The following is a 24,679-nucleotide window of genomic DNA, read 5'->3' on the forward strand; positions in this document are numbered from 1 at the left end:
CGATAACAGCACGACGAGAAACAACAACGTTGTTGCGCTTCTGGTCTAACTTGATAACTTTGAATTCTAGATCTTTGTTTTCTAGGTGAGCAGTATCGCGAACAGGGCGAACGTCAACTAGAGAACCAGGTAGGAATGCACGGATACCGTTTAATTCAACAGTGAAACCGCCTTTAACCTTACCATTGATGACACCGATTACAGTCTCAGCATCTTCGTACGCTTTTTCTAGAACAATCCAAGCTTCGTGACGCTTAGCTTTCTCGCGAGACAGTTGAGTCTCACCGAAGCCATCTTCAACAGAGTCAAGCGCAACGTGCACAGTATCACCAACAGAGACTTCAAGTTCGCCTTGAGCGTTCTTGAACTGTTCCGCTGGGATTGGGCTTTCAGATTTTAGACCCGCGTCAACTAGTACAGTACCGTTTTCGATGCGTACAACAACACCTGTTACGATAGAACCAGGACGAAACTCCAAAGTTGCTAGGGATTCTTCAAATAGATCAGCAAAAGATTCAGTCATTTTTAAGTTACTTTCTTTAATAAACCACAGCCCATCCTGGACGTGGAGTCAGTATAATAATCCGCATCATCCATGTTGCGAATAGTTAAACGTGAGTTAACATTAACTCACGTTTGGTAATTTTGATTCTATGTGTGCCAATGCAAGATTGAGCACATCTTCTATCCCGATACCCGAAGTATCTATGACCAATGCATCATCGGCCGGGACTAAGGGGGCAACGCTGCGATTCATATCGCGATCATCACGCTCTTTAATCTCAGACAAAAGACGGTCAATATTAACATCGAAGCCCTTGTCCTGCAACTGATTATAGCGTCTCTGGGCCCTTTCTTCCGCAGATGCAGTTAAATAAATTTTAGCGGGTGTACCAGGAAAAACCACTGTGCCCATATCGCGACCATCGGCAATGAGACCCGGTGCTGCGTTAAAGGCACGTTGACGACGCAATAACGCCTCGCGAACACGTGGGAATGCGGCCACGATAGAAGCCGCATTTGAACACTCTTGGCTGCGTATGTCTGTTGAGACATCTTCGCCTTCGAGTACGACCTTGATACCTTGAGTTTCACTGCCGGTAATGAACTGCACATCCAGGTGCGCGGCAAGTAAAGTAAGAGACTCTTCGTTATCGAGTTGAACATTATGATGAATAGCGGCTAAGGCTAAGACCCGGTAAATCGCACCGCTATCCAGTAGTTTCCAGCCTAAACGCTCGGCTAACAACTGGCTAATCGTACCTTTACCCGCACCGCTAGGGCCGTCAATAGTGACAACAGGAGCCCGTTCTGACATAAATTTCTCCACAGTAAAATCTATCTTCCCTAAGATTTTTAAATGAGTGCTTCCAGTGACCCATATGTTAATCCGTATACGGCACTTGCTTACCCGCACACTGAAAATTAAGCGCGCGTATTATAAACCAAGTAATAAAATAAAGCGGTATTAATTTCACTCGGTGGATTCAAATGGAATAAAAATCAGCATAAAGGAGTACGGCTTGAAATGAGTAGAAACAATCATGGGCCAGATGGCCCATGATTGTTTGACTGATTAAAAATTACTGGGCTAATGCGGCAAATTGTTGAAAGTAATCGGGGAATGTCTTAGACGTACAATCTGGATCATTAATAGTGATGCCACAATCGGCAAACGCTAACATGGAGAAGCACATGGCCATTCTGTGGTCGTTATAGGTATCGATTTCCGCCGTATGTGGCTTGCTCGGCGGTGTGATAGAAATATAATCATGGCCTTCATCCACGATGGCACCCACCTTTCTCAGCTCGGTGGCCATGGCGGCTAGGCGATCGGTTTCCTTGATGCGCCAGTTATAAATATTACGAATGGTGGTGGTCCCGGTCGCAAACATGGCGGCAGTGGCTATGGTCATCGCCGCATCCGGAATGTGGTTCATGTCCAGATCCACCCCCTTGAGTTTTGCCACCCGAGAGATGATGTAATCATCACCCCATTCGATATCGGCGCCCATCTTCTCCAGCACATCGGCAAACTTAATATCGCCTTGAATGCTCAGACGCCCCACACCAGTGACTTTAACTTCGCCGCCCTTGATGGCGCCGGCGGCGAGGAAATAAGACGCCGAAGAGGCATCGCCTTCGACTAATACCTTACCCGGTGACACATAGGTCTGGCCCGCTTTGATTTCGAAACGCTGATAATCATGATTTATCACCTCGACGCCAAATTGCGCCATCAAGGCGATGGTGATGTCAATGTAAGGCTTTGAGACCAGCTCGCCCTTGATCTTGATGTTAACCTCCCCCTTGGCAAGCGGGGCAACCATCAAGAGCGCGGTCAAGAACTGGCTGGATAGGTCCCCTGCTATCTCAACATCACCGGCGTTTAGCCCGGTCGCGTTAATGGTCAATGGAGGAAACCCTTCATTTTTAAGATACGTCACCGAGGCGCCAAGTTGTCGCAGTGCATCGACGAGATCGCCGATGGGACGCTCTTCCATGCGCGGCTCACCGGTTAAGGTAAATTCACCCTGACCTAAGGTCAATGCCGCACACAGGGGCCGCATTGCCGTGCCGGCATTGCCGAGAAACAGTGTCTGCGCCAGCTTGGCATCGAGTGGTGCTCCGATCCCTTCGAGTTCACAGACGGTATTCTTGTCGGAGAGTCGATAGTTCACCCCCAATTGCTTGAGCGATGCCAACATATAGCGAATATCATCAGAATCTAACAAGTTGGTCAGAGTCGTGGTGCCCTTGGCTAGCGTGGCCAGTAATAGTGCACGGTTAGAGATACTTTTAGAGCCAGGGATATTGATGGTGCCCTGGACCTTGCTAATGGGCTCGAGACGTAGCTGCTTCATTAAAATACTTCTTTATCATCGCGGGACAAACAAACCGCTGGTTAACATTAGATGTTCATGGCAAACAGACTGTAAAGTTTACGACTGGCACCATCACGACAAAATGGTGTTCTGCTTAACCGGTGTTTGAACTTCGTAGTACTAAAATTACCGATTAAGCGGCAGTATTCAACACTTTTTTATGTTTTTATGCTGTTTAAGGGGGTTTTACCTTCAAAGTGTCGTTTTTATATCACTATTGGCATCCTATCTTAGGTAAACGTCACCTTTGTCTCTTTATATCCTGCGACGAATAACGCAGTGGCAATGAATACTGCCAGATAATTAGTTTACCGATTTAGCCCGTTCGACTATTACTGTGCCTGTGTTTTACGTTACTCTAAAGTTAATGAGTAAGAGGCGGATTACGCCAACAAATCTAATAAAAGGGTAAATAAGCTTATGTTCGACACTCTCACCGCTATGCCTGCCGATCCTATCCTCGGCTTGATGACTCAATACCAGCAAGACACCCGCGCTAACAAGATAGATCTTGGCGTCGGCGTGTATAAAGATGAGCTGGGTCATACCCCAATCTTAGCCTGCGTTAAGAAAGCCGAACAACATCGCATCGATACCGAGGAAACCAAAGTTTACATCGGTCCCACGGGTTCAGCCCCATTTAATAACCTGCTGGGTGAACTCGCTTTCGGCAAGGATAATCCAGCCTTGTTAGCCGATCGTATCCGCACCGTGTCTACCCCGGGTGGAACGGGCGCCTTAAGAGTCGCCGCAGAATTTATTAAGCGTGCCAGTTCAGCAACACGCTCACAAACAGCGGTGATCTGGGTCAGCGATCCTACCTGGGCTAACCATACTGGCTTGTTCGAAGCTGCCGGCATTCAAGTCAAGACCTATCCTTATTACGATTACGACAATAAGAGTCTGAAATTCGATGAGATGAAGGCTGCCCTGTCGCTGATAGGTCCTGACGATGTGGTCTTGCTTCATGCATGCTGTCATAACCCCAGCGGCATGGATCTCAGTGAAGATCAATGGGATCAAATCATAGCGATAACCCAGCAACAAGGCTTCACACCGCTTATCGATATGGCCTACCAGGGCTTTGGTGTCGGCGTGGATGAAGATGCCTATGGCGTACGTAAGATGGCCGCATCGGTAGATAACATGATTCTGTGTAGCTCATGCTCTAAAAACTTCGGCCTGTACCGCGAGCGTATCGGTGCCTGTTCCATCGTAGGTAGAGATGCCGCCAGCGTGAATGTGGCCTTCTCAGTGCTGCTCTATGTGGTGCGCTGCATCTACTCTATGCCACCGGCTCATGGCGCCGCCATAGTCGAAACCATCCTGGGATCCGATGAACTAAAGCAGCAATGGTTAGATGAGCTTAAAATCATGCGAGACCGCATCAACGGCAATCGCAACATGCTGGTAGACAAGTTGATCGAGAAGGGAGTTAAGCGTGACTTTGGCTTTATCGCCCAGCAGAAAGGCATGTTCTCATTCCTGGGCGTCAATGCAGAGCAGGTTACCTGTCTGCAACAAGAACACGGCATCTACATGGTGGACTCTAGCCGCATCAGCATAGCGGGAATTGGACTGGCAAACGTCGATCACTTAGCGGAATCGATAGCGAAAGTAATATAAAACACACTCGCTAAATAAGCTAGCCGACGGGGAGTGCCTTGTTCGACGCTTCGCTATAGGACGCCAACTTCGTTGGCTAAATGAAAGGCTCCTCTTTGAATCTTTCATCTAGCTGACGAAGTCAGCATTACCTAGCCAGTTCACTGCGTCTTATAGCCCATGAAATGAGCGTCATCTTTGCATTAACTATTTTTAACAGCAAAATCCTGCATAAACTCGACTAACGCCTCCACCCCTTCGACTGGCATGGCATTATAGATACTCGCGCGCATGCCGCCCACACTCCTGTGACCCTTCAGCGCCACCAGTTTTGCTTCGCTGGCTTGATGAATAAACTCAGCGTTGAGCGCGTCATTGGCCAGGTAAAATGTCACATTCATCACAGAACGATTGTTGACGCTCACCTTAGACGTGTAGAAATCACTGCTGTCGATAAAGTCATACAGCAGCGCCGCCTTGTGCAGGTTTATCTTGGCCATAGCCGCGACACCACCACTGGTTTTAAGCCATTTGAACACTTCGGCAGCCAGGTACCAGGCGAAAGTCGGCGGCGTGTTGTACATGGAGCCGTGTTTAACCGCTAAACGATAATCCATGACTGAAGACTGAGGCAGACTCGGCAGTGTCAGCATGTCATCGCGGACGATGACAATACTCAGACCCGAGGGGCCGATGTTCTTCTGAGCGCCCGCATAGATCAAGGCATACTTGCTGACATCTATCTCCCGGGACATGATATTGGATGACATATCGGCAATGATGGGCCAAGGAGACTCGAGTTCATCAAATATTTCGATACCGTCAACAGTCTCGTTAGGGCAATAATGCAGGTAACAATAGTCTTGCTCTATCTTGGTGAGATCAGGTAAGACTACATGATTCATTCCGTTAGCATTTTCTACTATATTTATGCTGTCTATCTGGGCGTCACAGGTGAGTTTCTTGGCTTCTGCAACAGCCGATTGAGACCAGCTGCCTGAGACTAGGTAGAGGGCTTTACCCTGCTGACCAAGAAAATTATTCACCACAGCAGAGAACTGACCTCGGCCGCCGCCGTGCATAAACAACACATGATAATTAGCAGGGATCGACATCAATTCACGCAAATCGATTTCCGCTTGCTCGGTCAATGCAATAAACGCCTTACTGCGATGACTTATCTCCATCACCGACGTCCCTAGGCCTTGCCAATTCAATAACTCAGATTGCGCCTTTAGCATTACGGCTTGGGGTAACATCGCAGGACCTGCACAGAAATTATAAGTCACGCTCACGTCTCTATCCTCTTATCTTTAGTAATAAGTCAGTCTGCCATCAGGCACATAGCTGTCGTTATTATATTTTTATATTTGAAATTCTCTGTTTTACTTTACGCTAGCCTAAAACAAAACGAGCGTCCAATTGGACGCTCGTTTTAGAGGTTAACGCTTATTCGGCAGGCTCTGCCTCAGCTTCGGGCTCATCGTCACCTTTCGGTGCTTCGCCTTCGACTCGCTCCGCTTCGACGTTATCACCCTCTTGGATGATAGGATTGCCCTCTTCATCGAGCTCGACCTCATCCTCCTGGATTTCATCGATACGCTGAAGACCAACAACCTTCTCCCCTTCGGCGGTACGAATTATCGTCACGCCTTGAGTGTTACGACCGATAGTAGAAACACCGGTTGCAGGCGTACGTACTAAGGTACCTCTGTCACTGATAAGCATGATCTCATCATTCTCACCGACTTGCACGGCGCCGACTACGGCACCATTTCGCTCGCTGATCTTGATAGAGACGACGCCCTTAGTCGCACGGCTCTTAGCCGGATACTCATCGAGTGCGGTACGCTTACCGTAGCCATTCTCGGTGACGGTCAAGATAGCACCATTGTCTTTGGGCACGATCAGTGAAACTACTTTCTGACCATCTTCTAAGCGAATACCACGAACACCCGTTGCGGTACGGCCCATAGGTCGCAGGGCAACCAGCTCTTCGTTGGTGTCCGGATCGAGTTTGATCTGACCGGTTTCAGAGTCTCTCATCATCTCGTTGAAACGCACAACTTTACCCGCATCGGAGAACAACATGATGTCATCCTTGCCATCGGTAATATCGACGCCGATCAGCTCATCGCCATCCTTAAGGTTCACGGCTATGATGCCGTTTGCACGAGGATTGCTGTAGGCGGTCAGTGCTGTCTTCTTCACTGTGCCGTGTGAGGTTGCCATAATAATGTATTTATCATCGGCATATTCACGCACAGGCAAGATGGCCGTAATGTGCTCACCTTCAGCAAGAGGCAGTAAGTTAACGATTGGACGACCACGAGCCTGACGGCTAGCGAGCGGCAACTGATACACTTTAAGCCAATAGAGCTTACCAAAATCAGAGAAACACAGAATCGTATCGTGGGTGTTGGCGACGAGTAACTTCTCGACGAAGTCTTCATCTTTCACTTTTGCCGCCGACTTCCCTTTACCACCACGGCGCTGAGCCTGGTAATCGGTCAAAGGCTGATACTTGGCGTAGCCTAAGTGCGATAAGGTCACGACCACATCTTCTTCGTTGATAAGATCTTCCAGACTCATATCGACTTCGTTAGCATTGATGACGGTACGGCGCTCATCCCCGAAGTTTTCCAGTATTTCGTTCAGCTCTTCCTTGATCACTTCCAATAAGCGTTCTGGGCTGTGCAAGATATAGAGTAACGCCGCGATAAGCTCAATCAGCTCTTCATACTCGGCTAGTATCTTCTCATGCTCTAGACCGGTTAGCTTATGTAAGCGTAAGTCTAAGATAGCCTGTGCTTGTTGCTCGGTGAGGTAGTAGCGGTCATCACGAATGCCGTACTCAGGCTCTAGCCATTCAGGACGCGCCGCATCATCACCGGCCTTCTCAAGCATGGCTTTAACATGACCTAGCTCCCAACCTTGGGCAACTAGCTTAACTTTGGCCTCAGCAGGCGTCGGTGACGCCTTGATCATCGCAATGATAGGATCTATGTTGGCCAGCGCAATCGCTAGAGATTCTAAGATGTGAGCACGATCGCGCGCCTTACGCAGTTCAAATACGGTACGGCGCGTCACCACTTCACGGCGGTGTAAGATGAAACACTCTAGCATCTCTTTTAAGTTAAACAATTTTGGCTGACCATTGGTCAAGGCCACCATGTTTATCCCGAATGAGCATTGCATCTGAGTCTGGGCATAAAGATTGTTCAGTACAACCTCACCCACCTCACCGCGCTTGATCTCGATAACGATGCGCATGCCATCTTTATCGGATTCATCACGCAGACCTGTGATGCCTTCAATCTTCTTATCTTTAACCAGCTCGGCTATCTTCTCGATGAGACGGGCCTTGTTAACCTGATAGGGAAGTTCGTGAACAATAATGCGCTCACGGCCATTATCTTCGACTTGAACTTCAGCCTTGGAACGCATGATTGCACGTCCACGACCCGTCTTGTAGGCTTCGATGATCCCTTTGCGACCATTGATAATGGCGGCAGTGGGAAAATCGGGACCCGGAATGTATTCCATTAGCTGTTCGATGGACAGTGCCGGCTCTTCGATGAGCGCCAAACAGCCTTTAATCACCTCAGTAATGTTATGCGGCGGGATATTGGTCGCCATGCCCACGGCAATGCCTGAAGAACCGTTGATCAAGAGTGTCGGTATGCGGGTAGGCATCACTGCAGGAATAAACTCAGTACCATCATAGTTAGGCACAAAGTCGACGGTCTCTTTCTCGAGATCCGCCAATAGCTGATGGGCTAATTTATCCATACGAATTTCGGTATAACGCATCGCCGCCGCGGCATCACCATCGACAGAACCAAAGTTACCTTGGCCATCGATTAAGGTGTAACGCATTGAGAAAGGCTGTGCCATACGAACGATGGTGTCATAAACCGCGGTATCACCGTGAGGGTGGTACTTACCGATAACGTCACCGACAACACGTGCCGATTTCTTATAAGGTTTGTTCCAATCGTTTTTAAGTTCACTCATCGCGAAGAGTACGCGGCGGTGAACGGGTTTAAGACCGTCACGAACATCTGGTAATGCACGGCCCACGATCACGCTCATGGCGTAATCTAGATATGAATTTTTTAATTCGTCTTCAATATTAATTGGTGTTATAGATGAAGCCAGATCAGTCATAAACTGCTCGATCCCTTGAAATTGTGCTTCCCCTAAATACCCGTCGAAATGACGCGGTAGATGGCTCAGCCTGAAAACGTGATTTGGCATTCTAACACAGTTATTTTTTGTCGCCAGACCCTATTCAACTTTGAAGATAAATAAGTGTTCACTCAAAAACAATTGACCAAAATCAAACCATATTCGCTAATCAATTGATTAAATATTCGAGCGATTCAAATTGATACCTGCTTTGCAACAGACATTCTATGGGGACTATGGTTATCGTGGGATTCAAATTGATACCGACTTTGAATCTGACATTCGATGGGGACTATGGCTATCGTGGGATTCATAGTGATACCGGCTTTGAATCTGACATTCTATGGGTATAATGGCCTCATTAATAATCCCTATTGAGGTGATGTAGTGGAGCAAGCAATTAAACCTGAGATAAATGTCGATCCGGCCGAGATCGCAAAATTCGAAAAAATGGCAGCCACCTGGTGGGATCCAGAAGGCGAATTTAAGCCCTTACATAAGCTCAACCCGCTTCGACTCAACTATATCGATCAGACCTGTGGCGGCCTGTTTGGTAAGCGAGTCCTGGATGTCGGTTGTGGCGGTGGTATCTTATCTGAGAGCATGGCCCGCATCGGCGCCAAGGTGATTGGCTTAGACATGGGCACCGAGCCTCTCGATGTTGCCAGACTGCACGCTTTAGAAACCGGCGTTCAGCTTGACTATATACAGGACACTGCCGAATCTCACCGGGATGCGAATAGGGCCACTTTTGATGTGATCACCTGTATGGAGATGCTCGAACACGTCCCTAACCCTGGGTCTGTGGTGCAAGCCTGTGCCGATATGGTCAAACCCGGCGGTCATGTGTTCTTCTCCACCATCAATCGAAATCTACGTGCTTATATAGAAGCCATCTTGGGCGCCGAATACCTGCTTAAGATGTTGCCTGTTGGGACCCACGACCATAATAAGTTTATCAAACCATCTGAGCTAATCTCACTCGCCGAGCGGGCCGAGCTGTTTTGTGAAGATGCGACGGGGATCACCTATAACCCGCTAACGGACACCTTCACTTATACCCAGAGTGTCGAGGTGAACTACATGATCGCCACACGTAAGAGTGAAGATTGATGACAAGCCATTGCGAGCAGGCTAGCAGAGTCAGCATCAAGGCCGTGTTATTCGATCTTGACGGCACGCTGGCCGACACCGCCCCGGATCTGGTGGCGGCCTTGAATATGAGCTTAGCCGAGTTAGGTTACCCGCAAGTGAGCCAAGAGGCCATGCGCCATATCGCCTCCGATGGCAGTATGGCGCTGGCTAAAGCGGCCTTACCTGAGGCCTCTGAGGAGGTTCACCTTAAAGCACAGCACTTGCTGCTAAAATTTTATACCGATGTAAATGGTCAATTTTGCCGGTTATTTGCTGGCATCGCTGAGCTGCTCGAGCATTTGAACCATCAAGGGATCCCCTTTGGCATAGTGACCAACAAGCCTGCCAGGTATACTAGGCCTCTGATCGCGGCCCTAGGTTTGACACCGTCGATGAAAACCGTGATCAGCGGTGACAGTACACTTTACCCTAAACCTCATACCGCGCCCATGCTGCTCGCCGCACAGCAGATTGAGTGCCAGTGCCAAGAGATCCTCTATCTTGGCGATGCCGAGCGTGATCTTATCGCGGCGCGGGGATCGGGAATGCTAGGTGGCGTCGCGCTATGGGGCTATATCCGTGCAACAGACACACCGGAGAATTGGCCTAGCGATTATCATTTCGACTCCCCCCTGGATGTAGTTAAATTTCTCCGATAGCACACAGGCGTTACTGCTCATATAAGGTCCACAAGATCTAAAAGATCGCCAATCGATCCGGTGATCTTTTCATCATCTCTTGTGCGTTCAATATTCCACCTCAATGGGATAAAGCCAATGAATTCCGACCTCAAAGGTTAGCCCATACTAACCCTAAATCTTACCCTCAAGTTATCCACAAGATGACCACAGCTTGTTGAAATAAATGGGACTTGCAAAATCACCCAAACGACACTATCTTGTACCTTATAAATTTAAAAACACTATATATTGTGTGTGAGTGACAAATAGAGACACTAGTAATGACGTGTTTCTCGTCATGGAAATGACCAATTTAGGGTGTTGAAATTGGTTGTTATACAGGGGATCCTAGCATGATGATTACCCCCTCATACTCAAAAAATATTATCAAGGCCTATCTTTAATGAATAGCAATATGAAAGTCACCAAACGTAGTGGCGAGCGCGAGACCATCGACCTAGACAAGATCCACCGAGTGATCACTTGGGCAGCCAAAGATCTTAAAAATGTTTCCGTATCAGAGGTGGAGCTAAGATCACATCTGCAATTTTTCGATGGTATTCCTACCGAAGCTATTCATGAAACGATTATTAAGGCCGCTGCCGATCTCATCTCACCGGAAGCACCCGATTATCAGTTCCTTTCTGCCCGCTTAGCCGTCTTTCATCTGAGAAAGAAGGCATTCGGCCAGTTTGAGCCGCCTGCACTGTATGATCATGTTGTGAAGCTGGTCGAGGCCGGTAAATATGACAAACATATTCTTGAAGATTACAGCCACGAAGAACTCGACATCTTAGATGGTTATGTGGATCACTGGCGTGATATGAGTTTCTCCTATGCGGCAGTCAAACAACTCGAAGGTAAGTATCTGGTGCAAAACCGCGTCACTCACGAGATATATGAGAGTGCGCAGTTCCTGTATATATTAGTCGCCGCCTGTTTGTTCGCTAAATATCCGCAAGAGACACGCCTAAGCTACATTAAGCGTTTCTATGATGCGGTTTCCACCTTTAAGATCTCACTGCCGACACCTATCATGGCTGGAGTGCGTACTCCGACACGCCAATTTAGCTCGTGTGTGTTGATCGAATGTGGCGATAGCTTAGATTCAATCAATGCGACGGCCTCTTCTATCGTAAAATATGTCAGCCAGCGTGCCGGCATAGGTGTGAATGCGGGTCGAATTCGAGCCTTAGGTAGCCCTATCCGTGGCGGTGAGGCATTCCATACCGGTTGTCTGCCTTTCTTTAAGTATTTTCAGACCGCGGTTAAGTCTTGCTCCCAGGGCGGAGTTCGTGGTGGTGCAGCCACCTTGTTCTACCCTCTGTGGCATCTCGAAGTAGAATCACTGCTGGTATTGAAGAATAACCGGGGTGTCGAAGATAACCGTGTCCGTCATCTGGATTATGGTGTCCAATTAAACAAACTCATGTATCAACGCCTGATCAAGGGCGGAATGATCAGTTTATTTAGCCCATCGGATGTACCTGGGCTTTATGATGCATTTTTTGAAGACCAAGACGAGTTCGAACGTCTGTATCTGCAATATGAAGCCGATGCCTCGGTGCGCAAAACACAGATTAAGGCAACCGAGCTATTCTCATTGATGATGCAAGAACGTGCCTCTACTGGGCGTATCTATATTCAAAATGTGGATCATTGTAATACCCACAGTCCTTTTGATAGCAAGGTTGCACCAATCAGACAGTCAAATCTGTGTCTTGAGATTGCACTGCCGACTAAGCCGCTCAATAACATAGATGATCCAGAAGGCGAAATAGCCCTCTGTACCTTGTCTGCGTTAAACTTAGGTGCGATCAAGGATCTATCCGAACTCGAGCCTCTGGCAGATCTGGCCGTGAGAGCCTTAGACAACTTACTCGATTACCAGGATTACCCCATCAAGGCCGCGCGTAAATCTTCGATGAACCGTCGTACCTTAGGCATAGGCGTGATTAACTTTGCCTATTACTTGGCGAAGGAAGGGGTACGCTACTCAGATGGCTCGGCTAATAACATCACCCACAGGACATTCGAAGCCATACAGTACTATCTACTCAAGGCGTCGATGAATTTGGCCAAAGAGCAAGGCCCCTGCCCGTTATTCCATGAAACCACGTATTCGAAGGGTGTACTGCCTATCGATACCTACAAGCGCGCCCTGGATAAGATATGTGATGAGCCATTGCATATGGATTGGGAAACACTGCGTCAAGACATAGTTAAACATGGATTGCGTAACTCAACCTTATCCGCTCTGATGCCATCGGAGACTTCATCACAGATATCCAACGCGACCAATGGTATCGAGCCACCGCGTGGACTCATCAGTGTTAAGTCGAGTAAAGATGGTCAGCTAAAGCAAGTGGTGCCGGATTTTGAGAAGTATCAACATAGCTATGAATTGCTGTGGCAGATGCCCAATAATGATGGCTATATACAGCTTGTTGGCTTGATGCAGAAGTTTGTCGACCAATCCATCTCGGCAAACACTAATTATGACCCAAGCCGATTCGAAGGTAACAAGGTCCCGATGCAGGTATTATTAAAAGACCTGCTCAATGCTTACAAACTCGGAGTCAAGACGCTCTACTATCACAACACTCGTGATGGCGCTTCGGATCAGCTAGATAGCATTATCAGCATAGAGAAAGAAGACGAGGACTGCGAAGGCGGTGCGTGTAAAATATAATACCTATCGGTATAACACGTTGCAGTGATTGAGATCAGGATTCATCATATAATGATTGAGTCCATAATTAAATTTATTAGGGGCTTGATGCCCCTGTATTCTGGAAGAAAACATGGCCTATTCTACATTTTGTCAAACACCTAATAATGCGCGTCTTGAACCTATGTTCATGGGGCAGTCGGTTAACGTCGCCCGCTACGACGTACAAAAATATGAAGTGTTTGAAAAGCTGATTGAAAAACAACTGTCTTTTTTCTGGCGCCCAGAAGAAGTCGATGTCAGTAAAGACAAAATTGATTACGCCGCACTTCCAGATCATGAAAAACATATTTTCATCTCCAATCTGAAATATCAAACCTTACTCGACTCGATTCAGGGGCGCTCACCTAATGTGGCATTCTTGCCTCTGGTGTCGCTACCTGAGCTGGAAACCTGGATTGAAACCTGGTCCTTCTCTGAGACCATTCACTCACGCTCATACACCCATATCATACGTAATATTGTTAACGATCCTTCTATCATTTTTGATGACATAGTCGAAAATGAAGAGATCCTCAAGCGTGCGACAGATATTGCCCAGTACTATGATGACTTAATTCAGCTTACCCAAGCCTTCCACCTTCACGGTGAAGGCACACACACCATCAACGGTAAAGAACTCTTGGTCACACAACGTACGATCAAGAAGTCACTCTATCTGTGTATGGTGTCGGTCAACGTGTTAGAAGCGATTCGTTTCTACGTGAGCTTCGCCTGCTCTTTCGCATTCGCCGAGCGTAATGTCATGGAAGGCAATGCTAAGATTATCCGTCTTATCGCCCGTGATGAGGCGCTGCACCTTAACAGCACGCAACATATCCTCAAGATAATGCGCGCCGGTGCTGACGATCCTGAAATGGGCGAGATAGCCAAAGAGTGTGAACAGCAAGCCTATGACATTTTTGTCAAAGCCGCCGAGCAAGAGAAAGAATGGGCCCAATACCTGTTTAAAGACGGCTCCATGATAGGTCTTAACGAGGCTATCTTGTGTCAATATGTCGAGTACATAACCAATGAGCGCATGAAGTCGGTCAATCTGCCGTGCCACTATGACGAGATCACTAACCCACTGCCTTGGATGAAGAACTGGTTAGAGAGTGATGCGGTTCAAGTCGCACCACAAGAAGTAGAAGTGTCCTCTTACCTTGTGGGTCAAATCGATGCCTCTATCGATGAAAGTGAATTTGAAGACTTTGACCTTTAGTAAAATCTTTAAAAAAGCGCCCATAGTCAGTCTCGATGGTCAGCCAGTGCTGCTGTTTAATCAGCAGCACCCTAACCTCTTGCTCGCACTGGAGCAGAAGAAGGTTCAGCTCTTCTCTGAGTGCCGTAATGGTTATTGCGGCGCTTGTAAGACCAAGATCATCAGCGGCAGTGTGACCTACCATACTCAGCCCTTATTCGCACTCAAAGCCGATGAGTGTCTGCCCTGTTGTTGCACACCCACTAGCGACTTAGACCTTGATCTGTCGCCAGAAGGCGCAGATGTCGTGACTCGCCCGGGTATAACAAGCGCGGTGATCGCGCAGGAACCCACTGAGACCGAATCCTGATCCGTTAGACACAAGCAGCGCGATAGAATAAGCGCTGCTTGTAATCATCCCATCCTGGATAAAAACGATCGATTCAAGTATCCATACAGGCTAATTATTTGAAGCCATACCCAATCGTTCCCCCCTCTAAATCGCAAGTAGAAAACGATTCAAGTCTAGGTATAGGCCAGCATCTTGTCATTCCGATCGACAAGACCCTAGACTGCACCGCCGCAGGCTCTAAATAACCATGAAGGGTCGACCTTAAAGTGAACCACCCAATACCCACTCAGCTAAAAGCTAAAACAGAAAATGTAATCAGCTTCATTCGAAAAATCATCAAAATAGCTGGATCCCCGCCCACAAGCATTGCGGGAATGACAAGTTTTGCATGGCGGGAATGACGAGCCCTAGAGTCACTGACAAGTAATGAAATCAGTCGTGTTATAACGCGATGGCCAGCTCGGCACCTTGTCTGATGGCGCGTTTCGCATCGAGCTCGGCCGCGACGTCGACTCCACCGATGAGATGAACCGGTAGGCCTGTGGCTTGCATCTCTTCGAGCAAGCTGCGATTAGACACCTGACCGGCACAGAGAACCACATTGTCCACGGCTAATATCTCATCTTTGTCATCAATGGAGATGTGTAAGCCCTGATTGTCGAACTTACGGTAGCTGACACCGGTTTTCATCTTGACCTTATGCTGTTTCAGCACTGAGCGATGGATCCATCCCGTGGTCTTACCCAGATCTTTGCCCATCTTAGTCGTCTTACGTTGCAGCAGATAGATCTCATGGGCCTCAGGCTTGCTCTCGAGAGCATTAGCATCATCGGCATGGCGCAGACCCCCTCGGTGTTTATACTCTTTATCTATGCCCCATTGTTTTAACCATTTATCGGGTTGCAAGGTTGAAGACTCCTGCTCACAGATGAAATGAGCCAGATCGAAGCCAATTCCGCCGGCACCGATCAAGGCGACGCGTTTACCTAAGGTCACTTCACCTTTTAGCACTTGTTGATAATCCACCACGCGAGGGTCATCGAAGCCATCGAGCTTGAGCTCTCTTGGCACCACACCCGATGACATCACAATTTCATCAAATTGTTCATCCCGAACCACGGAGGCGTCCAAACGGGTATTGAGTCTTAACTCGACCTTGTTGAGCTTCATCTGGGCCTTGAAGTAACGTATGGTCTCGTCAAACTCCTCTTTACCCGGTATTTTTCTGGCAAGATTAAACTGACCACCGACTTCTGCTTTCGCTTCGAACAAGACCACATCGTGCCCTCGAGTGGCGGCGTAGATAGAAAATGCCATGCCCGCAGGTCCAGCGCCCATGACGGCGATACGTTTCTTGTTCTTAGCCGGCGAGAAATTAAGCTCGGTCTCATAACAGGCTCTGGGGTTAACCAAACAGGTAGCACGTTTACGCGCAAACACATGGTCTAGACACGCCTGATTACAACCAATGCAGGTATTGATGAGTTCAGGCGTATTCGCCGCGGCTTTATTGACAAAATCCGGATCGGCTAGGAAGGGTCTCGCCATGGAGACCATGTCGGCCTGGCCCGATGCGATGATCTGTTCGGCAATTTCCGGTGTGTTAATTCTGTTGGTGGCGATGAGTGGCACCGAGACTTCAGACTTGAGTTTCTCGGTGACCCAGGCAAAAGCGCCTCTTGGCACACTGGTGGCTATGGTGGGAATTCTGGCTTCATGCCAACCAATCCCGGTATTAATGATGTTGACCCCTTCCTTCTCGAGTCGCTTAGCCAACTCGACCACCTCTTCCCACGAGGAGCCGTTGTCGACCAGATCTAACATGGAGAGCCTGAAAATGATGATAAATTCTTTGCCGACTTTCTCGCGTATGCTACGCACAATCTCCAGTGGAAATTTAATCCGCTTGTCGAAACTGCCGCCCCAATCATCATCACGCACGTTAGTGCTGGCAGAGATAAACTCGTTAATGAGATAACCTTCGGACCCCATGACCTCTACGCCGTCATAACCCGCCTTTTTAGCTAAGGCAGATGAGGTCGCATAATCTTTGATGGTGCCACGAATTTGCCTGGCTGACATGGGCGAAGGCATAAATGGACTAATAGGCGACTTTAACTTGCTCGGCGCCACAGAAAAAGGATGATAGCCATAGCGACCGGCGTGGAGCAGCTGGATACAAATCTTACTACCGCCGTCATGCACCGCCTTGGTTACCTTCTTATGCTTAGACACTTGCCAGGGGAAACTGAGTTGACAGCCGTTAGGTGCTAGGCGGCCACGTAAGTTTGGCGAGATCCCGCCGGTGACGATGAGACCCACTCCACCTAGAGCACGTTCTTGATAAAATACTGCCAGTTTCTCAAAACCGCCCTTTTCCTCTTCTAAACCTGTGTGCATGGAGCCCATTAGCACACGGTTTTTTAACTGGGTGAAGCCCAGATCTAAGGGTTCTAATAAATGCGGAAACGACATTCAAACATCCTTTTTAAACAAGTGATTTAAATCAGCATACCTCTTGTTTCCCCTAAGCTCAACTTTTGCGCTGGCTGGGTTTTATTAGATCCCTTTACAATTCAATTACCCTAATTGGCTTTTTTTCAGTTAGCATAGTGATATTGAAGTCATTAAGGAATGGATGATGTCCGCTAAACCCTCATTAATTAAAAGAATATTTCAGCTAATCTGGAAAAGTATCAACGGATTAAGAAAGCTGGTGCTTAACCTGTTCTTTTTCGGCTTGCTCGCCATCGTTATCGTCGCTGTCAGTGTCGATGATGATGTTCAGGTTGAATCTGGCTCAGCCCTGGTACTGGACCTAGCCGGTTCAGTCGTGGAACAAAAACGTCAAGTCGATCCCATCGAAGCGGCCATGAAAAGCAGCAAAGATAACCATGGTTCGGATGAAATCTTACTCGCCGATATCCTCAATGCTATCGATAATGCCGCCGCCGATGAGCGTATCTCTGCTATCGTATTAGACATGGGGCATCTCAGATTGACTGGGATAAGTAAACTTCAATCTATTGGTGAAGCCCTGATCCGTTTTAAAGCAACGGGCAAACCTATACTGGCAACAGCCAATTGGTACGGACAGAATCAATACTTCTTAGCCAGCTTCGCCGACACCATCTATCTTAACCCACAGGGAAGTGTGGAATTAAATGGCTTGAGTCGCTACCGTCAGTACTATAAATCGGCATTGGATAAGCTTAAAATCAATGCGCATATTTTCCGTGTCGGTACCTTCAAGTCAGCCGTCGAGCCTTATATCCGCGACGATATGTCTCCGGCCGCTAAAGAAGCCAACATTGAATTACTCAATGATATCTGGGCCAGTTATGCCGCCACAGTATCAAGCAACCGTGACATCAAGCCAGAGCAACTGGTGCTCGATGCTGAAGATTACCTGCGAGAGCTGGATAAGGCCGATGGTAAATCGGCAGATATGGCAATCAATATGGGTTGGGTGGATGAATTAGCCTCTGCAGAAGCCTTCAGGCTGAAGATGATAGACACTGTGGGCAAAGCCACAGAGGGCAACAGTTACAAGCAGGTAAGCTTGTATGACTATCAGTCGCTGATGTCGACTCAAGCGGATCTCTTCATCGAGGATACCGTCGCCATCATAGTCGCGAAAGGTACCATACTCAACGGTAACCAAGCCGCAGGTCAGATTGGTGGTGAGAGCACCTCTAAGCTGCTCCGCAAGGCCAGATTTGATGATAATGTCAAGGCCGTGGTTCTGCGCGTAGACAGCCCTGGTGGCAGTGCCTTTGCCTCTGAGCAGATCCGTCAAGAAGTGCTGGCACTCAAGACTGCCGGTAAACCCGTTGTCGTGAGCATGGGCAGCTATGCCGCTTCCGGTGGATACTGGATCTCGGCGAGTGCCGACTACATCTATGCCACCCCCACCACACTCACGGGCTCCATCGGCATCTTCGGCATGATCACCACCTTCGAAGATTCACTCTCTAGCTTAGGCATACACACAGATGGTGTTGCCACCTCACAGTGGGCGGGCATTTCGGTAGCCAAAGGCTTAACCCCAGAGATTAAGAGTGTCATTCAACGTCACATTGAACGTGGATATCATGACTTCATCTCTTTGGTCGCTGAAGAGCGCGACATGAGCCTGGAAGCTGTCGACGCCATCGCTCAAGGACGAGTGTGGTCCGGCCGTAAGGCACTCGAGTTAGGACTCATCGATGAGCTTGGCGATCTGCACAATGCCGTTGCCAAGGCCGCTGAAATGGCCGACTTAGCAGAGTTCGATAGCCAAATAATAGAACAAGAGTTGAGCCCACAAGAGCTCTTTATCCAGGAGATGTTCGCATCGGCCGCCGCTTATTTGCCTCAGAGCAGCATGGGTAATTCAATCATAGAGCAAGTGCTGACTCAGTGGTCAGGTGTGATTGAAGAGTTCAATAGCTTCGATGATCCTAACGGCATGTACCTGTTCTGCGACAACTGTACGCTATGATCTCAGCATGACTGAGCCAGAGTAACAGAGTCTAAACACTGGCTCTGCAACAAACACAAACCCGATCAGGCCCAGCCTGCTCGGGTTTTTTAATGACTAATACAAGTACAAGTACCAATACAAGTTTAAATATTATAAATAGCGGAAACCATTGGGTGAAGCCCACCAAGCAAGTATACTTCAACCAAATAGCGTCCATCTGAATTTAATCATGACCAAACGTTCCATATATGTTGCCTATACAGGCGGTACCATAGGCATGCAGAAGGCCTCCCATGGCTTCGCCCCTGTCGCAGGTTTTCTTACAGATTGTGTCAAGGCCATGCCTGAGTTTTATCATGAGGATATGCCGGAATTCGTGATCCAGGAATATTGTCCACTGATAGATTCATCGGATATGGCGCCGACAGATTGGCAGATGATCGCCAATGATATTAAGTTAAACTACGATAAGTATGATGGTTTCGTGATCTTGCACGGCACAGATACTATGGCCTTCACCGCTTCGGCCTTGTCTTTCATGCTACAAGACCTGTCAAAACCTGTGATTGTCACCGGGTCTCAGATCCCCCTAGCCCAGCTCAGATCCGATGGTCAAACCAACCTGTTAAACTCGCTCTACATTGCCGCCAATTATCCGGTCGCTGAAGTGTGTTTATTCTTTAATAACAAGCTGTTTCGGGGAAACAGAACAACCAAGACTCATGCCGATGGTTTCGGCGCCTTCGCCTCACCTAACTTTCCCTTATTACTCGAGGCAGGCATTAAGATCCACATGAAGGCCGGGAAAATAGCGGTGCCGTCGGATAAGCCTTTGGACGTCGCCACCATCAGTCCCCAGCCAATAGGCGTGGTGACACTCTACCCAGGCATCACCACAGATGTCATAAAGAACATCTTACAACAACCGGTCAAAGCACTGATCTTGCTTACCTATGGAGTCGGTAACGCCCCACAAAATCCAGCGCTGCTTAAAGTGCTGTCACAAGCGAGTCAACGTGGGATAGTCTTGGTTAACCTCACCCAATGTCTACAGGGCAAGGTTAATATGTCGGGCTATGCGACAGGCAGCGCCCTGCAAGAAGCTGGTGTGATCAGTGGTGCGGATATGACGACGGAAGCCGCCTTGGCTAAGCTGCACTATCTTCTATCTAAGCCTATGTCTCCCACACAAGTGAGAGAGGCCATGCAGCAAGATCTGGTTGGCGAGCTGAGCGAAGATTAATCTGCCATTGAAATCTTACTGTAAACGGGTTGTTTCTTTAGGTATGGGAGATTAGGAATAATATGCTGCGCATATTAGCCAGAAAATAAACAAAAAAGGCGAGTCACTCTGTTTGGTTACTCGCCTTTTTATTAGAGATGCCTAGCAGATATATTAAAGGTCTTTCTCTTTAAACTCGGCGATGGACTCGCCCTTGAACTGCTTCTTCAGCTCAGACTTAGATAATTCATTGATCTGTCCGGCAGAGTTAACCGTAAAATGGTCTGTTTGGTTCAATCTTCTCGCTTGATACAACATCACCAATTGCAGCGTCGAGTCACGCTGGGCTGCCGATAACACAGTACCGTCTTGCCACTTTCCCAACTCTACGCCGCTGACGAGTCTCTCATAGACGACTGGGGACATCTCATCGATCATCTTATTTATATCTGTCATACACTCTTCCGTTTATGCAATACCATTCTCACGCGAGTGATCATGTAGCCCACAAAGCCCAACACAAAACACGCGCCGGCGATGTAAGATCGAATCCCTTGGGCAGGCTCGCCCCCCCAAAACCAGATCACCACTCCCGCGATAAACAAGGTCATGGACAACATGCTGTGGTTCATCAGCTGATTCGAACGTTTAATATGACTGATGGTGGTCAATGAGTCAGTATTACCGGTCAGGTCTGCATTGCAAAAGCTGCATGTCGTCGCCTTACTCGAGATCCGTTTTTGACAACTTGGACATTGAATTAATGCCATCGCTACCTCAAAATTATGATGAGTGAACTAGCGAAGCTCGTCCACTACGGCTAACATCGCCGTGAGTGAGGCTTCACCTAAGTAGATTGAGCGTTCAGGAGACCATCCCGACATAGGGTCGGCTAAATTATCATTATCTTTAAATGGCATCTCCAATGTATTAGACAAACATTGGAATGTCTCAGCAACCCAGTTAGAGGCCACGGTGAGATTTGCCTTGCCAGGCTCGTCTTTATCGTAACCAAACTCAGTTTGGAAGTCAGCGCTGGTTAACTTGAGTGCTTGAACAAATTTTTGCTGCACTGCGGCCATCTTATCATTGTAACAAGGGACGCCTTCACAACCTGCAAGGAAGACGAAAGGCAGGCCTTCATCACCATGCACATCATAAAACAGATCCACGCCAGTCTCTTTCATCTTATTAGTGACATGGAATACTTCCGGGCTCTTCTCGAGAGATGGGCTGAGCCATTCACGATTGAGATTGACGCCGGCAGCATTGGTTCTCAAGTGGCCTCTCACCGAACCATCCGGATTCATGTTAGGCACGATATAGAAGTTTGCCTTGTCTAATAAAGCCTTTGCATTGGCACAATCACCGTCGAGCAAATTATTGATAAAGCCTTCTACCAACCATTCGGCCATGGTCTCGCCCGGATGCTGACGTGCGGTGATCCAGATATTTGCCTTCGACTCGTCGCCATCACCCACCTTGATTAAGGTCAGATCTCTGTCATCGAGTGTCAGACCCAGGTGCTCAAGACTCACCAGTGGATGCACTTGCACTGCGGCCAGCAGATCTTGATGACGCTCATAACTGTATGGGGCGAAATAGGCAATTTGAATCGCATCACAGTCGAGATCGACCGCTATGGTCAATTTGCCATCTTTATACTCTGTGGGTAATCTAAACCATTGTTGTCTGTCGTATGTGGCTACGGCTTGATAGTTTTCCCAACCTTGTGGATAAGAGGCAGAGCCAGCGTTGACAATATTAAGCAGATATCGATTACCCACCTCACCTTCGAGGCGAAAATTGAACCATTGGTAAAATTCTCCACCAACGTCCGGACGAATGGCTAACTGCACATCATTAATATCATCTTGATTGATGACTTCAATGTTTCCACCATCAAAATTAGCACTGATCCGCATAGGTCTTCCTTTGATTAATCTGAGAGAATGAGTCATCTGAACCTAGAGACTCAATAAATGGCCTATAGGATAAACCAAAATGTGCATTGGGGCAGCTAAAAAACAAAAAAGCCACATCGAATGTGGCTTTTGTATCCTTAATTTAACCTGGTTCACCAATTAGCAAAGCTATACCCTTGTCCTCTGACCGTGTTAATCAGGGTCTTGGGTAGCTGGGTATCGGCTAATTTACGGCGAGTGTTACTGATATGCATATCCAGATTTCGATCGAATCTGCCAAGATCCTTGTGCAGTACACTGCGCTGTAACTCCTGTTTGGTGATCACTTCCCCTTTGCGTTCGAACAGGTACTTAAATAATTTAAATTCTGTTTGAGTAAGGATAACCTTTCTCGATGCTATCGAAACACAATATTGAGTATCGTCAAATTTAACTTCCGTGTCAGAGGTTGGGTTAACAGTAAATTGCTCTGCTCGAGTTAATGCTACGCGACGTTGTAATGCTATCATGCGGACTAAAAGCTCCTTTACGCTAAAAGGCTTTGTAAGAAAATCATCGGCCCCAAGTTCATAGCCTTTTATTCTTTCATCTTCATTATCGATGGCAGAAATAACTATCACAGGGAGCTGATCTTTCCTTGCAGCCAATAAACCAAATCCATCTAATTTTGGCATCATAATATCTAGCAGAATAATATCGGGGAGGTCTTCCTCTAAAATTGCCAATGCTTCAAAACCATTCTCAGCACAGACAATATTGTGTCCTTCAGCCTCTAACGCTTCCTCAAGTAATTCCCTAAACACTAGATCATCATCGACCAATAATATTTTGCTCATCTCACCAAATACTGCGAATGCGAACCGTTATCATTAACACTACTATAGCTATTAGTTTAATTCCAGTTGTTTTTTAAGTAAATGTGAGCAATGTTAGTTATTTATACTAACTATTATGGTTAATGCATTGTAAATCCCTAAAGCAAAAAAAGACCAGCATTATCTGATCTTTTTTTATTGACCGCCAACATGCGTTTAAAATCGAGTGATTAGGGCTATTTCATCATCAGCTCGCGAATATATTTAACGGGCGCACTGCCGTAACTTAGAAATTGCTCGTGGAAGCCTTTAAGGTCAAATTGCTCACCCTGAGACATTTTAAGCTCTTCCCTAAAATCATAGATCTCACGGTAGCCTGAATAATAGCTGGTCAGCTGTACTTGACTCAGGGTCGCCCTCCTCCACTTACCTTCGGCTTCCGCCGTCTGCTGGAAGGCTTCTTGGGTCATCAAGTTAAGCGCCTCTTGTTCAGTCATGCCCTGTACCTGAATGCCGTAGTCGAGAATCGTGTTAGCTATGACTCGTAGATTCCACTTGTAGTACATCAACCAGAGCTCTGGCTCAAAATCACCATAACCCTCTTCGAGCATCATACGTTCGGTATAGACTGCCCAACCTTCGACCATGGCGCCATTACCAAACAAGCTCTTTATCATGCTCGGCGACTCATTTGAATAGACCAGCTGAGTGTAGTGACCCGGTATGGCTTCGTGAATATTGAGCACCTGCAAGATCCAGTGATTCGAATGAATCACTTAAGTAGTTTTATGTTTCGTCCCATTTTGCACCCTTGGTTAAGTTTGCCTTAGCTGTAAGCACTTGTAAATTAATAGGATGATGCAAGCCTCCCTTGGATAATGGTTTTACGTGGTCAACGTGGTAATCCGTACTTGTATGACTCTTAAATATCTCTGCGCATAGATAGAAGTACTCAATGTGCCTAAGCTCTTCTTCGCTCATTGTGGGCGTCTGGGCTAGCTTGGTTGCTCTATACCTAGCTCCATACGCTCTTGTTTTATCAGGATTAGCCTTAGCCCAAGCTGCTTTTGAAGCTTTAACTTTTTCTGAATTAGCTTCTCTATAAACTTTATCTTTGGTTGGATTAGCTAATTTATAAGCGTTATATGCAGCTTTGACTTTTTCAGGATTGGAATCACGCCAAACTTTAGCTTTTGCATTGGCTTTTTCAGGGTTAGACATCGCCCATGCTCTAGCTTTTACCTTAGCACAATGCTTACATCTACCAATATTACAACCTTTAGGAGCATTATATCGTTCAGTCTTGATCTTACATTTCCTGCAATATTTTTTCATAGTTCAATACCTTTGTTTACTTAAATGTATTGTGAGCGTCTGGGCAAGTACATCTTCAATTGATCTCATTGAGCCTTTATCTTAACGACTGACAATGACATCAGGAGTTAATATGGCTAAACGTTCTCATGAAGATTGGACAGCTTTAATAAAGCA

At 47.3% G+C, this 24,679-nt stretch carries 19 protein-coding genes and 1 pseudogene; 8 read left to right on the forward strand and 12 right to left on the reverse strand.

The genetic code is table 11. The features are described from left to right. From HRU42_RS16010 to aroA, 3 genes are all read right to left on the reverse strand, one after another. The coding region (locus tag HRU42_RS16010) for a S1 RNA-binding domain-containing protein (RefSeq protein WP_295032437.1) at positions 1-523 on the reverse strand (523 nt) is incomplete at its 3' end. A 102-nt stretch (positions 524-625) separates the two neighbouring features. Then, positions 626-1,318, reverse strand: coding sequence for a (d)CMP kinase (cmk, locus tag HRU42_RS16015; RefSeq protein ID WP_295032439.1), 693 nt, complete (start codon positions 1,316-1,318; stop codon positions 626-628). A 265-nt stretch (positions 1,319-1,583) separates the two neighbouring features. Beyond that, complete coding sequence (aroA, locus tag HRU42_RS16020; protein WP_295032440.1) at positions 1,584-2,864, reverse strand: 3-phosphoshikimate 1-carboxyvinyltransferase; 1,281 nt, start codon at positions 2,862-2,864, stop codon at positions 1,584-1,586. A gap of 441 nt (positions 2,865-3,305) precedes the next feature. Here aroA and HRU42_RS16025 point away from each other — a divergent pair, with 441 nt between their 5' ends. Then, positions 3,306-4,511, forward strand: a complete 1,206-nt coding sequence (locus HRU42_RS16025) for an amino acid aminotransferase (protein WP_295032442.1) — start codon at positions 3,306-3,308, stop codon at positions 4,509-4,511. 182 nt (positions 4,512-4,693) lie between these two features. Here the strand turns inward: HRU42_RS16025 and serC are convergent, their stop codons facing one another. Both serC and gyrA read right to left on the reverse strand, forming a co-directional pair. Continuing rightward, on the reverse strand, positions 4,694-5,785 hold the full coding sequence (serC, locus tag HRU42_RS16030; RefSeq protein WP_295032444.1) for a 3-phosphoserine/phosphohydroxythreonine transaminase: 1,092 nt from the start codon (positions 5,783-5,785) through the stop codon (positions 4,694-4,696). Between the two features lie 154 nt (positions 5,786-5,939). After that, the gene (gyrA, locus tag HRU42_RS16035) at positions 5,940-8,660 is read right to left on the reverse strand and encodes a DNA gyrase subunit A (protein WP_295032468.1); all 2,721 of its coding nucleotides are present in this window, start codon (positions 8,658-8,660) and stop codon (positions 5,940-5,942) included. A 420-nt stretch (positions 8,661-9,080) separates the two neighbouring features. Here gyrA and ubiG point away from each other — a divergent pair, with 420 nt between their 5' ends. The 5 genes from ubiG (at position 9,081) to yfaE (ending at position 14,779) form a co-directional block, all read left to right on the forward strand. Then, positions 9,081-9,794, forward strand: coding sequence for a bifunctional 2-polyprenyl-6-hydroxyphenol methylase/3-demethylubiquinol 3-O-methyltransferase UbiG (ubiG, locus tag HRU42_RS16040; protein ID WP_295032469.1), 714 nt, complete (start codon positions 9,081-9,083; stop codon positions 9,792-9,794). After that, on the forward strand, positions 9,794-10,474 hold the full coding sequence (locus tag HRU42_RS16045; protein WP_295032446.1) for an HAD family hydrolase: 681 nt from the start codon (positions 9,794-9,796) through the stop codon (positions 10,472-10,474). Before ubiG ends, HRU42_RS16045 begins: the two co-directional genes overlap by 1 nt. Before the next feature lie 424 nt (positions 10,475-10,898). After that, a complete protein-coding gene (nrdA, locus tag HRU42_RS16050; RefSeq protein WP_295032448.1) occupies positions 10,899-13,187 on the forward strand; it encodes a class 1a ribonucleoside-diphosphate reductase subunit alpha in 2,289 nt (762 codons plus the stop codon). 112 nt (positions 13,188-13,299) lie between these two features. Next, the gene (gene nrdB, locus HRU42_RS16055) at positions 13,300-14,430 is read left to right on the forward strand and encodes a class Ia ribonucleoside-diphosphate reductase subunit beta (RefSeq protein ID WP_295032450.1); all 1,131 of its coding nucleotides are present in this window, start codon (positions 13,300-13,302) and stop codon (positions 14,428-14,430) included. Next, the gene (gene yfaE, locus HRU42_RS16060; protein ID WP_295032452.1) at positions 14,399-14,779 is read left to right on the forward strand and encodes a class I ribonucleotide reductase maintenance protein YfaE; all 381 of its coding nucleotides are present in this window, start codon (positions 14,399-14,401) and stop codon (positions 14,777-14,779) included. The genes nrdB and yfaE overlap by 32 nt, the downstream gene beginning before the upstream one ends. A 423-nt stretch (positions 14,780-15,202) precedes the next feature. Here the strand turns inward: yfaE and HRU42_RS16065 are convergent, their stop codons facing one another. Further along, entirely contained in the window at positions 15,203-17,236 is a 2,034-nt protein-coding gene (locus HRU42_RS16065) for an FAD-dependent oxidoreductase (protein WP_295032454.1), read from the reverse strand. 166 nt (positions 17,237-17,402) lie between these two features. Between HRU42_RS16065 and sppA the strand changes: the two genes are divergently transcribed. After that, positions 17,403-19,244: a signal peptide peptidase SppA gene (gene sppA / locus HRU42_RS16070; RefSeq protein ID WP_295032456.1), complete on the forward strand. Its 1,842-nt coding sequence runs from the start codon at positions 17,403-17,405 to the stop codon at positions 19,242-19,244. A 211-nt stretch (positions 19,245-19,455) separates the two neighbouring features. Then, a complete protein-coding gene (gene ansA, locus HRU42_RS16075) occupies positions 19,456-20,469 on the forward strand; it encodes an asparaginase (RefSeq protein WP_295032457.1) in 1,014 nt (337 codons plus the stop codon). A gap of 153 nt (positions 20,470-20,622) precedes the next feature. On the opposite strand, the gene HRU42_RS16080 is transcribed toward ansA, so the two are convergent. The 6 genes and pseudogenes from HRU42_RS16080 to HRU42_RS16105 form a co-directional block, all read right to left on the reverse strand. Further along, positions 20,623-20,904: a DUF1315 family protein gene (locus HRU42_RS16080; protein ID WP_295032459.1), complete on the reverse strand. Its 282-nt coding sequence runs from the start codon at positions 20,902-20,904 to the stop codon at positions 20,623-20,625. After that, on the reverse strand, positions 20,901-21,218 hold the full coding sequence (locus HRU42_RS16085) for a zinc ribbon domain-containing protein (RefSeq protein ID WP_295032460.1): 318 nt from the start codon (positions 21,216-21,218) through the stop codon (positions 20,901-20,903). Before HRU42_RS16085 ends, HRU42_RS16080 begins: the two co-directional genes overlap by 4 nt. Positions 21,219-21,245: 27 nt before the next feature. Further along, on the reverse strand, positions 21,246-22,373 hold the full coding sequence (locus HRU42_RS16090) for a M14-type cytosolic carboxypeptidase (RefSeq protein ID WP_295032462.1): 1,128 nt from the start codon (positions 22,371-22,373) through the stop codon (positions 21,246-21,248). A 152-nt stretch (positions 22,374-22,525) separates the two neighbouring features. Then, the gene (locus tag HRU42_RS16095) at positions 22,526-23,209 is read right to left on the reverse strand and encodes a response regulator transcription factor (protein ID WP_295032464.1); all 684 of its coding nucleotides are present in this window, start codon (positions 23,207-23,209) and stop codon (positions 22,526-22,528) included. Between the two features lie 215 nt (positions 23,210-23,424). Beyond that, positions 23,425-23,952: pseudogene (locus HRU42_RS16100) on the reverse strand (DUF885 domain-containing protein); the annotation flags it as partial. A 22-nt stretch (positions 23,953-23,974) separates the two neighbouring features. Further along, positions 23,975-24,523 (reverse strand): HNH endonuclease signature motif containing protein, encoded by a 549-nt coding sequence (locus tag HRU42_RS16105; RefSeq protein WP_295032466.1) that lies wholly within the window; start codon positions 24,521-24,523, stop codon positions 23,975-23,977. Positions 24,524-24,679: the final 156 nt, after the last annotated feature.

The organism is Shewanella sp. (assembly GCF_013214165.1).
In the GTDB taxonomy this organism is placed as follows: domain Bacteria; phylum Pseudomonadota; class Gammaproteobacteria; order Enterobacterales; family Shewanellaceae; genus Shewanella.

Coding starts and splice junctions, on each gene's coding strand:
- HRU42_RS16025 (WP_295032442.1), top strand. CDS start 3,306: ATGTTCGACACTCTCACCGCTATGCCTGCCGATCCTATCCTCGGCTTG.
- HRU42_RS16085 (WP_295032460.1), bottom strand. CDS start 21,218: ATGGCATTAATTCAATGTCCAAGTTGTCAAAAACGGATCTCGAGTAAG.
- HRU42_RS16095 (WP_295032464.1), bottom strand. CDS start 23,209: ATGAGCAAAATATTATTGGTCGATGATGATCTAGTGTTTAGGGAATTA.
- nrdB (WP_295032450.1), top strand. CDS start 13,300: ATGGCCTATTCTACATTTTGTCAAACACCTAATAATGCGCGTCTTGAA.
- HRU42_RS16090 (WP_295032462.1), bottom strand. CDS start 22,373: ATGCGGATCAGTGCTAATTTTGATGGTGGAAACATTGAAGTCATCAAT.
- HRU42_RS16105 (WP_295032466.1), bottom strand. CDS start 24,523: ATGAAAAAATATTGCAGGAAATGTAAGATCAAGACTGAACGATATAAT.
- HRU42_RS16045 (WP_295032446.1), top strand. CDS start 9,794: ATGACAAGCCATTGCGAGCAGGCTAGCAGAGTCAGCATCAAGGCCGTG.
- gyrA (WP_295032468.1), bottom strand. CDS start 8,660: ATGACTGATCTGGCTTCATCTATAACACCAATTAATATTGAAGACGAA.
- aroA (WP_295032440.1), bottom strand. CDS start 2,864: ATGAAGCAGCTACGTCTCGAGCCCATTAGCAAGGTCCAGGGCACCATC.
- ansA (WP_295032457.1), top strand. CDS start 19,456: ATGACCAAACGTTCCATATATGTTGCCTATACAGGCGGTACCATAGGC.
- nrdA (WP_295032448.1), top strand. CDS start 10,899: ATGAATAGCAATATGAAAGTCACCAAACGTAGTGGCGAGCGCGAGACC.
- HRU42_RS16065 (WP_295032454.1), bottom strand. CDS start 17,236: ATGTCGTTTCCGCATTTATTAGAACCCTTAGATCTGGGCTTCACCCAG.
- yfaE (WP_295032452.1), top strand. CDS start 14,399: ATGAAAGTGAATTTGAAGACTTTGACCTTTAGTAAAATCTTTAAAAAA.
- sppA (WP_295032456.1), top strand. CDS start 17,403: ATGTCCGCTAAACCCTCATTAATTAAAAGAATATTTCAGCTAATCTGG.
- HRU42_RS16080 (WP_295032459.1), bottom strand. CDS start 20,904: ATGACAGATATAAATAAGATGATCGATGAGATGTCCCCAGTCGTCTAT.
- cmk (WP_295032439.1), bottom strand. CDS start 1,318: ATGTCAGAACGGGCTCCTGTTGTCACTATTGACGGCCCTAGCGGTGCG.